At 48.5% G+C, this 14,296-nt stretch carries 11 protein-coding genes; 5 read left to right on the top strand and 6 right to left on the bottom strand.

Features of this window, described 5'->3' with window-relative positions; all coding sequences use genetic code 11:
• Positions 1-59: 59 nt before the first annotated feature.
• From REIFOR_RS01300 to REIFOR_RS01285, 4 genes are all read left to right on the top strand, one after another.
• Entirely contained in the window at positions 60-1,157 is a 1,098-nt protein-coding gene (locus REIFOR_RS01300; protein ID WP_100255844.1) for a glycosyltransferase, read from the top strand.
• 85 nt (positions 1,158-1,242) lie between these two features.
• Positions 1,243-3,048 (top strand): ABC transporter ATP-binding protein, encoded by a 1,806-nt coding sequence (locus tag REIFOR_RS01295; RefSeq protein ID WP_158524260.1) that lies wholly within the window; start codon positions 1,243-1,245, stop codon positions 3,046-3,048.
• A 63-nt stretch (positions 3,049-3,111) separates the two neighbouring features.
• Entirely contained in the window at positions 3,112-4,347 is a 1,236-nt protein-coding gene (locus tag REIFOR_RS01290; RefSeq protein WP_100255842.1) for a glycosyltransferase family 4 protein, read from the top strand.
• Entirely contained in the window at positions 4,344-5,741 is a 1,398-nt protein-coding gene (locus tag REIFOR_RS01285) for a phenylacetate--CoA ligase family protein (protein WP_100255841.1), read from the top strand. Before REIFOR_RS01290 ends, REIFOR_RS01285 begins: the two co-directional genes overlap by 4 nt.
• 102 nt (positions 5,742-5,843) lie before the next feature.
• Here the strand turns inward: REIFOR_RS01285 and REIFOR_RS01280 are convergent, their stop codons facing one another.
• The 6 genes from REIFOR_RS01280 to REIFOR_RS01255 all read right to left on the bottom strand — a co-directional run bounded on the left by REIFOR_RS01280 (position 5,844) and on the right by REIFOR_RS01255 (position 12,787).
• The gene (locus REIFOR_RS01280) at positions 5,844-7,367 is read right to left on the bottom strand and encodes a right-handed parallel beta-helix repeat-containing protein (protein WP_145980205.1); all 1,524 of its coding nucleotides are present in this window, start codon (positions 7,365-7,367) and stop codon (positions 5,844-5,846) included.
• Between the two features lie 69 nt (positions 7,368-7,436).
• Positions 7,437-8,714 carry a glycosyltransferase family protein gene (locus REIFOR_RS01275; protein ID WP_145980204.1) on the bottom strand — a complete coding sequence of 426 codons (1,278 nt, stop codon included), beginning with the start codon at positions 8,712-8,714 and terminating at the stop codon, positions 7,437-7,439.
• Between the two features lie 20 nt (positions 8,715-8,734).
• The gene (locus REIFOR_RS01270; protein WP_100255838.1) at positions 8,735-9,799 is read right to left on the bottom strand and encodes an acyltransferase family protein; all 1,065 of its coding nucleotides are present in this window, start codon (positions 9,797-9,799) and stop codon (positions 8,735-8,737) included.
• Positions 9,799-10,875: an O-antigen ligase family protein gene (locus REIFOR_RS01265; RefSeq protein ID WP_158524259.1), complete on the bottom strand. Its 1,077-nt coding sequence runs from the start codon at positions 10,873-10,875 to the stop codon at positions 9,799-9,801. Before REIFOR_RS01265 ends, REIFOR_RS01270 begins: the two co-directional genes overlap by 1 nt.
• A 196-nt stretch (positions 10,876-11,071) precedes the next feature.
• Complete coding sequence (locus tag REIFOR_RS01260) at positions 11,072-11,635, bottom strand: arsenate-mycothiol transferase ArsC (RefSeq protein ID WP_100255836.1); 564 nt, start codon at positions 11,633-11,635, stop codon at positions 11,072-11,074.
• 12 nt (positions 11,636-11,647) lie between these two features.
• Positions 11,648-12,787, bottom strand: a complete 1,140-nt coding sequence (locus tag REIFOR_RS01255; protein WP_100255835.1) for a glycosyltransferase — start codon at positions 12,785-12,787, stop codon at positions 11,648-11,650.
• Between the two features lie 331 nt (positions 12,788-13,118).
• Here REIFOR_RS01255 and REIFOR_RS01250 point away from each other — a divergent pair, with 331 nt between their 5' ends.
• Positions 13,119-14,291, top strand: coding sequence for a carboxylate--amine ligase (locus REIFOR_RS01250; protein ID WP_158524258.1), 1,173 nt, complete (start codon positions 13,119-13,121; stop codon positions 14,289-14,291).
• The last annotated feature ends 5 nt before the right edge of the window (positions 14,292-14,296 follow it).

Below are 14,296 nucleotides of genomic sequence, written 5' to 3'. Positions count from 1 at the left end.
ACTACCGTATTTTTGAGGCATAATCGGCTGCAGTATATCTAAACAAGGATGTTGTTTACATGTCTAATTTAGCCCCCGGCACGCGACTCAGGGTTCTGCATATCCTATCCGGCGATCTATGGGCCGGCGCCGAGGCACAGGCCCATACCCTGCTAAAAAACCTCAGACCCTTGTGCGACGTAAGCGCCATCTTGTTAAACGAGGGCGAACTGGCAAACCGATTGCGCGCCGACGATATAGACGTGACCATATTGAATGAGGCAAGACTGTCGAGCCGAAAAATATTCACCAGTTTACGTGCTCATATACGACAGCTAAAACCCGATGTGGTTCATACCCATCGCCAAAAAGAAAATATCCTCGGCGCTCTGGCCAATGCAACAACACTCAGAGCGCTGTGCGTCAGAACAGTACACGGTGCGCCTGAGTTTTCGGGTAATTGGCGGACCCGGTTACAGCGGAGCTTGGAAAGATGGGTCGGCCAGCACTATCAAGCGCTTTTTATTGCGGTCTCGCATGAACTCAAAGACCAGCTATCGATCGACTATCCCGGCCATCGGATCAGCACAGTCCCTAACGGTGTCGACGTAGCGGTATTAAGGGCCCAGGTCGGACCGGTTGACTTCAGGGCCGTGCATCCGAACAAAAAACACCTAGGTATTATTGGCCGCTTAGTGCCGGTCAAGCGCATCGATATATTCCTCGAAATTGCCGCGCGCCTGAGACAGGAAAACAATAGTGATTTTCAATTTCATATCATCGGTGATGGTCCGGCCAGACCCCTACTGGAGGGCCAGGTGCGCGATTTAAATATAGGAGATCGGGTCACATTCCATGGCCATCGAGACGATATTCCGAGCATCATTGCAGCCTTGGATGCCGTCCTCATCTGCTCCGATCATGAGGGCTTGCCCATGGTCGCGCTGGAAACCTTGGCGTTGGATACGCTCTTGATCGCGCACAATATCGGTGGCCTGTCCGAACTGGCAGACTACAACACAGCGTTATTAACTCGGCCCAACAGCCCGGCTAGCTATTACAAAACGCTCACCGGCATTGCAGATTTTTCGCTTGCAACCGAAAACTTTTCTCACCATGCGAAAAAAAATAGCGAGCAGACCATGGCGCTCTATAGCGCCATGACAGCTGGACCATAGGAGAAGAGAGCGCAGCGTATCCGCTAAACCTGAGCATGCCGCCCACGGCATAATAATGACAACTTATATGTCGAGCACAAGCCACATGAAAATGCTTTACGGGTCCCTGTTTAGATTGATTGGCAAAAAAAATAGAACGCGAGTTCTGCTCTTGCAGATTCTTTTTTTGCTCACGGCGCTGTTCCAAGTTGCAGGCATAGCCTCGATCGCACCTTTTATCACCATGGTGAGCAACCCGGCCTTTATCAATACTAATACCTACCTCGCCTTCCTGTTCAATCTTTATGCTTTCGAATCGGACAGTCAATTTATCATCTCCTATGCACTGTCCGTCATCCTCCTTATTATCGTCAGCAACAGCATAGCGTCATACAGCTTATGGAAACTATTTCAAATATCAATGCGCCTGGGCGCCCATGTCCAACGGACTATTTATAAAAGCTATCTCGATAATGACTACACCTTCTTTGCCATTAATAACAGCTCGCGCTTAATCTCGCAAATAACCCAAGAAATCCCGAGAATGGTCTATATGGTTGTGCAACCCATACTCACCCTTATCTCGCAGCTCTTTATTGCAGCGCTCATTATAGTTGGCCTATTGATTATCGATATCAGCATTGCCTTAACAGCAACAGCAATCGTTGTGTCGGTGTACTTTTTAATCTTTAAACTGATCCGGTCAAGAGTGGTTGAGAGCGGCAATTTGATTAGCACACTCAACCTTACAAAATTGAAGTTATTGGACGAAAGCATAGGCGGGATTAAGGAAGTTAAACTCAAGGGCACAGAAGACTATTATAAGCAGCAAGTTGATCGGGTGACCGTGCGTGGGCTGTCCGCGTCGGCCTATATTGCCCTGGCAGGCGACTTACCCCGGTTTATGGTTGAGACCGTGGTGTTCGCCTCTATTCTGGGCTTGTCGATCTACATCTTACTCACCTCGGGTACCGCCAATGAGGCCCTGAGCACCATCAGCCTCTATGCCATGGCGGGTTACAAGCTGCTGCCGGCGGCTCAGTCGATCTATAGGGCCTACTCGCAGATCAGAGCGAATGGCTCGGTGGTGCTTGCGCTCGCTCACGAGATTGAAAAAAGCACAGCTCACGATAGCCCGCTCAGAACACTCGGGAATGAACCCGCACCAGAGGGCGACATTGTTTTTAACGATGTGGCATTCCGCTATCCGAATACCGCTAAGTTCGCCTTGGCTCGGTGTAATTTGCGCATTGCAAAAAATAAGATCACCGCCTTTGTCGGCACCTCAGGCGCCGGAAAAAGCACTGCGGTAGATTTGCTGCTCGCCCTACTCGTGCCAACATGTGGCACCATTACGGTCGGCGACATTTCGCTCGATAAACAGAATATTAAAGCCTGGCGCCAGAAGATTGGCTACGTGGCACAGACTATATTTATCTTGGATGCATCCTTTCGAGAAAATATCGCCCTCGGCGTACCCGAAGCAGAGGTCGACCCGATACGGCTAAAAAAGGCTGCTCAGCTGGCAAATATTTACGACTTCATAGCAGAGTGTGACGGTGGCTTCAACTTCAAGCTGGGTGAGCGGGGCGCAAAACTCAGTGGTGGCCAAAAACAACGTATCGGCATTGCCCGGGCGCTATACCAAGACCCCGCTATATTGGTATTAGATGAGGCGACAAGCGCTTTGGATAATGTCACGGAACAACTCATTATGAACGACATACTGAGCTTAGCGCAAACCAGAACCATCGTCATGATCGCGCATAGACTGACCACGGTAGAGAATGCCGATAATATTTTCGTGTTTAAGCTGGGTAAAATTGAGGATCAGGGCACCTACCAAAGCCTGGCCAACAATTCCCTAGAATTTAAAGCACTGCTTAGCGCAGGCAAAGGTAGTCATAAATAACCAAGTGACAAACACCGCCCGTTACTCGGTTGGTTTGGCCAGCCGCTACCCAAGGAGCACCCGATGAAAGTACTCTGGATTAACCATTTTGTACCCTACCCGGCAAAGGGTGGGCTGTTAATTAGAACCTCAAATCTTATAACGGCCTGCGTGATAGCGCATCATATTGACCTGGTCGCATTGATCCAGCCTAGACTGGTGCGGGCCTATTCACCCTCCCTGGCGCTTGGGCTTGAACGATCGCGCGCAGCCTTAACCAGACTTGTCCGTACGCTCTACACGGTGAATATCCCCTCGGAACGCTCAGCACTTCATCGCCTGGTCACCCTTATCCGGTCCACGCTCACAAATAGACCCTATTCGGTTAGCTGGCTAGCATCCGATGCCGCCAAGGAGTTGATTCACAAGCTGCTCTTAGCTCAAGACTATGATCTGATCCATTTGGATACCGCCGCATTACTACCCCTACTACCGATGAACCTTAAGGTTCCGGTCGTGGTAAACCACCATAATGCGGAACACCATATGATGTGGCGCAGAGCTCAACAAGAACGCAACTGGCTTAAAAAACTTCTCTTCTTTGATGAAGCGCGAAAAATCATGCATTTCGATAGCAACAACCTGGGCAGGGTTAGCCACAATATCGTCTGCTCTGAAGATGACAAAAAACGCATCGAAGCGCTCGGGGTAGAGGCCACTAGGGTCTCTATCGTGCCCAATTCGGTTTCCGTTCCAGAGCAAAGCCAAAGGAGTCCAGACAAGCACAAGCTGTTGTTCGTTGGGGGTTTAAATTGGTATCCCAATAAGAAGGGCATTGAATGGTTCCTCCGGAATATCTGGCCTACCCTGTCTGCACAGTACAAGGATTTGAGCTTGGATATTATTGGCAAGTATCCTTCTAAAACCATGATTCACTTGGTAGCCGGTTCAGAACGGGTTCGTTTACATGGCTATGTTGAGGATATAGGCCTGTATTACCGCAACGCCCTAGCCTTTATCTCGCCCATTTTCGATGGCGGCGGCACCAAGCTCAAGGTTCTGGATGCTATGGCCAACGCAATACCGGTTATCGGCAATAGCCTGGCATTTGAAGGTATTGATGTCACTGATCAACTGAATGCCTTTATTGCCAATGACAGCCGGTCATATGGGGCAGCCATAGGCCTATTGTCAGAGGGCCATAAGGGCGCTGACGCTGGCCGTCGCGCGCAGGCACTGGTGGCAGAAAAATACAGCGCCATCAAGGTCGGCAACGCCTATTCGATGCTCATCCAATCCCTGGCTCAGGGGGCGGCATGAACCCGCTGCTCAACAAATTGTTCTTATACTATCCAGCAACCGCCTTCACGGGTGAGTTTCATTTTTTGTATCAGGGTTTATACCGCAGCCAGCAGTATCAGAGTAGCGATGGTCTATTTCGTTATCAGCTGCAAAAATTCACCGCACTGCTAGGGCATGCAGTGCACCACAAACCCTACTATCGGAGAATTTTGCCTGCTGACGCCCATCTCGATTGTAGCCAAATTCACACCCCTGAGGACTTCCAGCGTTTTTATAACGCCTTGCCTTTGCTCACCAAGCAAGATTTGATTGGCCATCACCAAGAGCTATCGGGCGAGGTTCACTTGTCGTCAAGAATCAAGACCACCGGAGGCTCTACCGGCGAACCGGTTAAGCTCTATAAAAATGCGTCCGCGCTGGCGCGTGAGCGAGTGGCCACCGCACTGAGTTATGAATGGGCCGGCATTCAGGTTGGCGCTAAACAGGCACGGTTCTGGGGTATCCCGCACAGCAACAGGGCTAAGTTTTTGGCGAGGATCACCGACCTAGTGGCCAACCGCTATCGCTTGTCGGCCTTTGATATGACTGACGCCGACATGGCCGGCTATTACCGCCACTTACTGGTAGTCAAACCCGCCTATCTATATGGCTATGTCAGCGCCATTCGCCTCTTTGCTAATTATATAAAGCAGACCAATTTAGCCCCGCTGCCGAGTTTAAAGGCGGTCATAACCACGTCTGAGGTGTTGTCTGAGCTCGATCGCCACGATATCGAACAGGGTTTTGCCGTTAAGGTTTTCAATGAATACGGTTGTGGGGAGGTCGGATCCATTGCCCATGAATGTGAACAGGGGGCTCTGCATGTCATGGCCAGTAATCTGTTGGTTCAAGTTGAACGCGACGGCATCACCTACAACCATGGCACAGGTGAGATTGTGCTGACCGATTTGCACAACTATGCCACTCCGTTAATCCGCTATAAGCTGGGTGACTACGCCACCCTCGCCCCGGGTGGTTGCAGTTGCGGCAGAGGCCTGCCGGTCTTATCCAGGGTGCACGGGCGGGCTTACGATATTATCCATACCCCCGAGGGACGGTCTATTCACCCTGAGGCGATAATATACATATTTGAAAAGATGCAAGAACAGCGCGCCGTGTTTAAGCAATTTCAAGTTTTACAGGACCGGTTAGACCATCTGACAATTAGAATAATTCCGACGGCTAATTTCAACAACGCTATAGGGCGGGATATTCAACTGGCTGTTCGCAACAAGATTTCGCCCACCATCCAGATAACACTCGAATTAGTGAACACGATAGTACGTGAAAAATCCGGTAAATTACGTGTGGTCAAGAGGCAATTAACCGCCGACGATAATCGATTACCTATGGCAAACACCCAAAGAAGCTAACAGGTGCAGGACAGCTTGAGCTGGCATCTGAACGCCGCAAGGATTCAGAAACCGGCTCGATCGACCCACGTCAGAAAGCTCGGTTACGAGCAGTGACTGAGGTTAATTTGTTTCCAACCTCGGCTCTAAATTTTTCGGTTGATTTAGCTCATATACGATGTCTGCGCCAACGCTAGAGGAAAAGGTATCTTTCGAAATGGCCCCTACCGTTTCATCTCGATCCCGAAAGAAGCTACCCTTTTCTGCCGAAAATTGATTGCCTTGGGTGATAACACTCGACTCATCGCTACAGTCTTCACAGGAAAATACCTTGGTGTCATAACTCTCGATAACATTGTCTTTCATAATGATATTTGGGGTGTCTGCGACAACCTTAATAAAGCGCACGTTGCCGATAATGTTGTTTCGATAAATATAGAGCGGCAAATCGATATCCGTGTTTTTATCATTAAAGGTAATGCCAAAACCAGAGCCGCTGGTTTCAATACGATTATAACTGACATCGATATTGCCATAGCTTTCGCCCCCCTGTTTCGCGTTGTACAACCAGATGGCGTTATTGTCGATGTCGTCAAAGGTATTTTCATTTACATACCAGTTCTCACTGTTCATCTTAATGCCTAGCGCATGCGAGGTTCCCTGCCCGGCTGGGTCGGCAAATGAGACAAATGAGTTTCGCTGCACAGCGACATGATCTATCGTATAGGCCAGTATTCCAAAACCATGCATGATGTTACCGAAGTAGTTATTTAAAAAAGACCACCGCCGTCCGGCTCCCTCATGATTGGCCATAATGACAGACTGATTCCAGGAGTCTCTTGAACTGATGAGGTTTTGAAATCGGTTATTTCGGAATACCACATCTTTGGAACCACCACTAATTCTAAAACCCATATGAAATTCATGGGTTGTTTCTTCGCTATTGGACATTTGAAAGACCCGAACGCCTTCAAGATAGAAGTTATCCAGTGTCGTATCAGAGCGTAAGTGGGTGGTCGACATATCAAACTCGACCACTTCTTTGGGGTAGGTTAGAAATACCACTGGCTGGCGATTAGTCCATTGAATCCGGGCGTCTTCCTTGTAACCGTCGAACTTATACTTACCAGATCTGAAATAGATAAATTTATTTTTGTTGCGTTCCGAATACTTGCTCTCATAACTCAGCCCACCATAGACATCTGAAAAGTCTAACTTCGGATCGTCAATGGTGCCGGCACCGTCGTTGCTGCCATTTTTGCTGTCGACAAACATAAAACCTTCTTTGGTAACCTTAACGTCCCAGGTTGCGGTAAGGGTTTGGGGTTCTACTGAACTGTCACTGATAGCAACCTTGAAGCGATACAGGGCGTCGCGTTCGATTGGGCTTGCCCAACGAATGGTGCCAATGGACTCGTCCAACTGTACGTCAGCAGGCGCTTCAATTAATTCAAAGCGATACGGATAGTTACCGCCGCCGGCCACGACATCAACAGAGTAGAGGGTATCGGGATAGGCTCTGTTATACCTATTGTTGATATCGAAAGAAGGTTTAGGTGCAATTTGCTCTAAAGGCAAAGCGCTGTAATTCTCTGCAAAGGAAAGGCTATACAGTAGGAGGGTAGAAGCAAGAAATAGGTATCGCATTAGGTTAATCTCCGAGTCTTCTTAAAGTGCCGCTGCAGCATAGCACCCTGCTCATTCTATATTGAGGGGTCAGTCACAATCGGAGAAATACCTATTCAAGCAGTCGTGATTGGCTTTTCGGTTGAATAATGCATCCTCATAGTCATAAGCCATTTCGGGACTATTCACTTTATTCCTAAAAAACTGACCATACAGTGTTCGGTAGTCAAAACCATAGACGGCTTGTAAGACCTTCTCCATGCTAGCGCCATGAGAGATGTGCTCTATGCCCCAGTTCCTCGGGTGCTTTGTTGGATCTGGGTTGCCAATAAAGAATCGAACGATTTCTTTTTCAGTAAAGATATGGCCCGTGGCAGCATTGACGTTATCACGATTCACGCCAACATTTCCGGCCAGCAAGATTATCGGACAGTTTAATGCCACGGCTTCGAACAGAGAGCGGTTACTGCCCTCTTTTAAGGTCAGCAAACTGACATATTTAGATTCGAGCAGAATCTCATTTAATTGCGCAGTGTTTAGATCGACAAAGTAATCAATTTCGAGGTGACGGTGTAAGCTCAGCAACTTCTCCACTGCCAAACGCTGACTGCCAAAGTTTGCACACACCAGTGCAGCCTTGATAGGTTTGTGGGCCGTTATTTTGTTCAGCATGCGAAAGAATATATGAATTCTTTTGATTGGGTTAAAGTTTGCTACGAGTGTGATATCGTATTTTTTAGCTGCGAGCGGTTGGTAAACCTCGGCTGAGGTGGCGCCATAGTCAACCCAATCACCCGAGCCTATTCGCAATGGCACCAAGTTCCCCTTGAGTTCGCTAATCAATCTGAAATCCTCTTTCTCGGCACATTCGATAAATATCTTAGTCTGCGCAAAGGCGGTCCACGCTAAAATTTCAGGCAGGGCATAGCCAGACCAGCTCGGTTCGAGCACTAGATGGTAATCACGCAGGAGCCGCCTCACAGTCGTCGGGTCCAGTAATAGAATATGAAAGGTCTCGGTAAACTTTATAAATACCAGGCCTTTTCGATTCGGCGTGGGGTACGCAACAACGAGTAACCGGTCAAACATTCGACTTGGCTTTGGGTTTTTCGAAACCAGTTTATTGGCTGAAAAATAGTTCGCAACAATGGCCTGTAGATTCACCTTAAGCAAGGTCAAACCGGTCTCAGTAACCCGACTGCGCAAGGACGCTAAGAGATATGCTAATGCTGCAGACCTGTTGTAGATCAAAGCAAATCTGTACATAGCCAAAAAAACATAGGGCCCAATAGAGCGAGAAAGGTAAAATCTTAGGTCCGCGAAATAGTAATGGCGGGCGACATAGATAGACTGAATTTTTCTAAACATTGGATCATCCTTGATAGCCATTATTTTCCGTTAAGTAAGAACGACAGAACTCGGTACTTCGATATTAAATATCCATGTATTAATGATGTAATGGCAAAGATTGCCACTATCGAGATCAACGCTTCAAGATGAATATTCCAATAAAGTCGGTTAAATACGGCACCAAAGAACAAGACCAATGGGTGATGCAGCAAGTAAATGCTATATGAAGCACCGGAGATAAAAGACATATATTTATTGGAAAAATTTAGATATCTCTTGAATAGCGCTAAGACAATTGCACTCATCCAAATTCCCAGGACGATGCTAGTCGCCATCACTAGTGCCGTGCCAAGCTTTGAGGTCATCGTGTGGAAATACAGCATCTCAAGGCTGAACAAAATACCACAGGGGATCAATCCGAGCGCGCTACTGTCTACGACCGTCGAGAGTAGCTTCTTATTGTAATAGGTACCGACACCGATCAAGAACATTAGCCCATACAGGCTGAGTCCATAGATTTCCAGCCGACCAAAATATTCATGATATCTAAGCTGAAAAAAAGAGGCCAACAGGTGTATGCCAAACATAACGACTAGGACGGAAGCCATCAGGTTGGCAAGGTTGTTATATATTAGGCTGGGCAGCCTCAGCCTGACTGGCGTGTTCAATAGCCACAGTTTAGATCCATACAACAGAGTCACATAGATAACCAGATAGTTTAGAAACCATAGATGATAGACCCAACCGGTGTCAGTAAAGAAATAAACGCTACGGTTTCCATAGCGGTTTAAAAATACTGATTGAGGATAATTTATCAGCCAGGCGCACACGCTTACGGGGACAATTAATCGTGCGAATCGAGATCTAATAAATTCCCGATGGCCTTTCTTCGAGATCACCATAGCACTAAAAAAACCCGAAATGAGAAAGAATGCCGGCATTCTAAAGGTATGGATTGCGCTATTAAGATAATTGTAAATTAGGCTGGCATCCGCCGAGACCACCCACCAATTACTGCCCACCGAGTAGACAGTTGATACGTGTAACACAACGCCAAGGAGCATCAAGACCGCACGGGCTGAATCCAAATAAAATAAGCGCATTAGCGTACCCTGCCACTCGGTAGCGGGAAGGCAGCAGTGCCGGTAACAGTCAGGGCCAAATAAATCCACATAAAAGGGTAATAGACTACCGACACGAACTGACCTGCCACTAAGAAGCCCACAAAACCATAATTTAGGCCGGCTAAGATCGGCCTAATGACCGCAATAGAGTCTGCGCCTTTGGCGTAGGTAACGAAATATGGCCGTGTTCTAACCAATGGCGCCAAGATCAGTGCGCAATAGAGGAGCAGCCCAACCAGGCCAAGATCGGTACCAACCTGAATAAAGATGTTGTGCGGCAAACCGACGGAGGCGTAGAGCATGTCGTCTGGAAAGTGATCGTAGTAATATGGAATATAGCCATAAAACCCCACCCCTCCTATCGGGTGGGAGCGAATGATTTCATAACCGTTCTGCCAATAGAGCTGTCGCTGCAGACTCGGCCGATCGGTTCCGATGGTAGAGAAACGCGCTTTTTGTGCCTCGGGGAAATTCAGCCATACAATTAATATAATAGTAGCGCCAAGAATTAACTGCGTGGGCTTAAGGAGTGCACTTCGAAACCAGATTAGGACCATAAAAATAAGGGCGATTTGCGACCCCCGACTGCCCGCGCCAATGAGGGTTGCAATGGACGTGCCGATAGCCAATATGATGATGAATTTGCCAAAACGTTGCTCATTGTTAAAGTACGCCTTATATAATCCCAAGCTTAGGCCGAACATAATCAGCATTTCGATCGCCAGCTCCCCTGAATTCTGAAAGAAACCCGCCGGCCCATTTAAGTTCCCGCCCATATTGGCAAAGCCACTCATTAGCCATATTTTGGCCGTGCCGATCGATAGCTTCAGGTTGCAGACAAAAAATATCATTAAAAAAACATAGAAGCGTTCTTTGGTCGAAACAATTCGAGTAATGGCGATAAATATTATTGGCCACTGCAGGTAGTCTATAATATGCGCCTGATAAAAGGCTTTATCATAAGCATAAGAGTAGGACAAAAAAACCCATAGGGTAAGCAACAATAAAATAAAGTGTATCGTGGAAAATTTAGCTTGCGCCTTACCATCTGCCACTGAAAGCACCAAGGATAGAATTAAGAATAATTTTGTCCAGGGCAGAAAGTCTATCATCGGATATATGGATTGGGGGCGGAAGTATTCGAAGAACAGATAGCCGCAGATGCACCAAAAGGCAGGGTGTTCATGCCAAAAATAAAACCACATGGGTTTTATATTGATAAAATAAAATCGCTCTAACGTGTAGCTAGGGTTACTGCGAGACATATTCAATAAGCTTGGTTGTTTTATGCAATATTATTTTTTGACATCGAGCGAAATATGCCTCACTCGCTGAGTAGGGATCTTGAATATAGGGCAGACTCTTCGGTCCGTACAGTCCCAACAGCGTAACGGGGATATCGAGCTTGAGCTTTTTGTATAGGCCGAAATGTTTAGGTTCCATAACCACAATCAGGTCGCCGATGTGCGGCACATAGTCGCAGGCCTTAGTGGTTCTATGTCTCCTTAGATCGATGCCCTCTTGCTCGGCAATAGCCATGGCGCGAGCATCCGCTGCATCGCCACCTCGGGTATCGAGCCCAAAGGATATCGCGCTATAGCCAACCTTTTTGGCCACGCCCTCCGCAAAGGGGCTTCTGCAGATATTACCCGAGCAGACAAATACTAACCTATGCGGCTTACCAAGTTTTTTTACATCGAAACGTTCATAGTTGCCAAGTAGCATGCGCACGCCAAAATACAAATATTTCACTAAACCCTGCTTTGAGCCAAAGCGACTGTTTATTTGTCTGGGGATGGCGCTCAGCATTTTCATCAACAATGACCCCTACCTTAGGTTGAGCATATAAGTCTGAATTTGAGCCCCATATTGTTCAATCATGGATGTCAGACTAAAGTCCGATGTCACCCTATCGTAGGCACTGGCCACAGATAGTCCGATGGTTGAGGGGCCAGTGCTAGACCGTTCAAGCAGTTGCGCTATAGCACTCGACAGTTGCCGCGGGCAGGATGTCTCGACAAGCAGACCATCGATATCGGGGCGCAGTATTTCTTCTGGCCCGCCACATCGTGTCGCGACAATGGGCACTCGGGCGGCCATTGCCTCTAAGGTAGAAATTGAAAACCCCTCACTTTTTGAGGCCAACACAAAGACATCTAATTGAGCCAGAAATTCGGCGGTATCCGGCATAAAACCTAAAAAATGTATATTTTTATCTATGCCCAACTTACTCACCAAGGCATGCAGACTCGATTGCAAGGGCTCCTTGGGATGGCCTGCGATGACAAAATGGACATCTAAGTTGTGCGCCAATAGCACCGCGGCAGCCTGGATAAGATTGGGGTAATCCTTAGCCGGCCGAATATTGCCAATGCTGCCAACCAACTTGGTCTGTACCGGCAAGCTCAGTTCTTTTTGCAACCGTCCACTCCTGGCTACCTGATACTGAGCAACGTCAATACCATTGTGTATCACCACGAGCTGGTGCCGACCAAATAGCTTCCGGTCGGCCAGGTACTCTGCTAATTGGCGGCTCACTGCCACCACCCTATGCAGACCTCTACGCAGCAGCCATCGCTTTAACGCCACAAAGCGCTCATTGGGATCCACATCGACATGGCCATGCAAGGTGGCCACGACCGGTATGGCAGTCACTAGGTGCAATAAGGCAAATGTTAAAGCGGACCCGAGCAGATGGGCTTGAACAAACTTAACGTTGTGTTGTTTCATTAATCTATAGACGGCCCAATAGTAGCCAATAGAGAGCCAACCATTGGGCGCTATGATCACAAAGGGGATTCGCTGTGCTTGAAGTTGCTGTTGCAACCAACCCGGACCCTGGATCAGGGCCAGTGTCGAGTAGCCATCGATACGCAGTGCGTCGGCTAAATTGAGAAATACCGTCTCGGCGCCCCCGGGACCGGTGGTGTCGATAGCATGCAAAATAGTTGGCTTGGGACTGGTCATTCCATTGATCCAGTGAAAACAATAAGGGCTAAAGCTTACGACCTGAAACCTGTAAAAGCTAATGGTGTTTGGCTTGAATTCACCGGTCAGGTTATTTTTTTTCGTTTTTGTGAACCAGTTTACCTTTGCAGTCTTGGCTAAACCTCCTGAGCCTGAGGGTTGGCGTTCTTATCTGCATAGCTGTCAAATAGAACGGCCCAATAGGTTGATCACGCCTTGTCACTGTTGTGCCTTTTATTTTTTTGACGTGAGTGATCCGATCCTCATGCCTACCCCTCCCCGGAGCAGTTTATTTGGTATACACTGCCGAGAAATTATTAGGCGATATCGAATGGATTCGAATCAGCGAACTATCTTGGTTATGGATGCCGACCAACGCAGCGCCCTCGCGGTGACCCGCGCCTTGGGATCGCACTATCGAAGCGCCCGCCTGGTCACTGCCGATGTCAGCGCCACGGCCCTAGCGGGTCGGTCAAAATACGCCAGTCACTACCTTCGCTACCCCAGTCCTGTCGACCAGCCAGAGGCCTTTGTGTGCTGGGTCAAGGCCAACTGTCTAAACGGACAGTTCGACCTGGTGATTCCTACCACCGAGGTGACCAGTCAATTACTGCTGATCAATGCCGAGCGATTGCCCGACTTGCCCATGGCCTTTGCACCCTACTCACGGGTGATGCAACTGGCCGATAAGAGTCGCTTGGTGAGATCCGCTCAAGTGCTCGGCATCCCGGTTCCACTCAGCCGATTTTACACTCGACTGGCCGAACTGGATCCGACCACTCTGGTCTATCCCGTGGTTCTAAAACCCAGCCTGTCGAAGATTTTTCTCGGCGATCGGTGGCTCAGCACGCACGTGCGAGTGTTACATTCGGCACAGGATTTTAACCGCGTATGCCAGTCCGATCGCTACTTAGCCGAGCACCCCTTTATGCTGCAAGAATTTATCCCCGGCCAGGGCGCGGGGCTCTTTTGTCTCTACCATCAGGGTCAAGCAATACAGTTCTTTGCGCACCAACGGCTGCGCGAAAAACCGCCGGAGGGCGGCGTTAGCGTGTTGAGTCAGGCGGCCAAGGTTGACCAGCGCCTGCAGGCACATGCCAGCGCCCTGCTCTCAGCGGCGAACTGGCACGGCGTGGCCATGGTCGAATTTCGCATCGCTGAGGACGGTACGCCCTATCTGATGGAAGTGAACACTCGCTTCTGGGGCTCCTTACAATTGGCGATCGATGCGGGGGTTAATTTCCCGGTGCAATTGGTGAGCGGTTTTTTCGGTGAGCCGATAGTCGCCAACAATCACTATAATGAACAACAACGTCTACGGTGGTTGATGGGCGACCTGGACAGCCTCTATATTTTTTTGAAGCGGCCCTATTCGTTTCGGGCCAAATTGAAACGCTTAGTCGACTTTGCAGCGCCCCGTTTTCGCAATCAACGCCACGAGGTCAATCGGCTCGGTGATCTAAAACCCTTTTGGCATGAGCTCCAGCACTATTTTAAGCCCTAGGGAGT

This window comes from Reinekea forsetii, assembly GCF_002795845.1.
Lineage (GTDB): Bacteria > Pseudomonadota > Gammaproteobacteria > Pseudomonadales > Natronospirillaceae > Reinekea > Reinekea forsetii.
Note: the sequence above shows the minus strand (reverse complement) of the source record. Positions and strands in the feature narration are given on the sequence as shown.

Excerpts from the sequence above, each read along its gene's own strand:
- REIFOR_RS01300 (WP_100255844.1), top strand. The coding sequence starts at position 60 with ATGTCTAATTTAGCCCCCGGCACGCGACTCAGGGTTCTGCATATCCTA.
- REIFOR_RS01250 (WP_158524258.1), top strand. The coding sequence starts at position 13,119 with ATGGATTCGAATCAGCGAACTATCTTGGTTATGGATGCCGACCAACGC.
- REIFOR_RS01275 (WP_145980204.1), bottom strand. The coding sequence starts at position 8,714 with ATGTTTAGAAAAATTCAGTCTATCTATGTCGCCCGCCATTACTATTTC.
- REIFOR_RS01260 (WP_100255836.1), bottom strand. The coding sequence starts at position 11,635 with ATGAAAATGCTGAGCGCCATCCCCAGACAAATAAACAGTCGCTTTGGC.
- REIFOR_RS01270 (WP_100255838.1), bottom strand. The coding sequence starts at position 9,799 with ATGCGCTTATTTTATTTGGATTCAGCCCGTGCGGTCTTGATGCTCCTT.
- REIFOR_RS01285 (WP_100255841.1), top strand. The coding sequence starts at position 4,344 with ATGAACCCGCTGCTCAACAAATTGTTCTTATACTATCCAGCAACCGCC.
- REIFOR_RS01290 (WP_100255842.1), top strand. The coding sequence starts at position 3,112 with ATGAAAGTACTCTGGATTAACCATTTTGTACCCTACCCGGCAAAGGGT.
- REIFOR_RS01280 (WP_145980205.1), bottom strand. The coding sequence starts at position 7,367 with ATGCGATACCTATTTCTTGCTTCTACCCTCCTACTGTATAGCCTTTCC.
- REIFOR_RS01295 (WP_158524260.1), top strand. The coding sequence starts at position 1,243 with ATGAAAATGCTTTACGGGTCCCTGTTTAGATTGATTGGCAAAAAAAAT.
- REIFOR_RS01255 (WP_100255835.1), bottom strand. The coding sequence starts at position 12,787 with ATGACCAGTCCCAAGCCAACTATTTTGCATGCTATCGACACCACCGGT.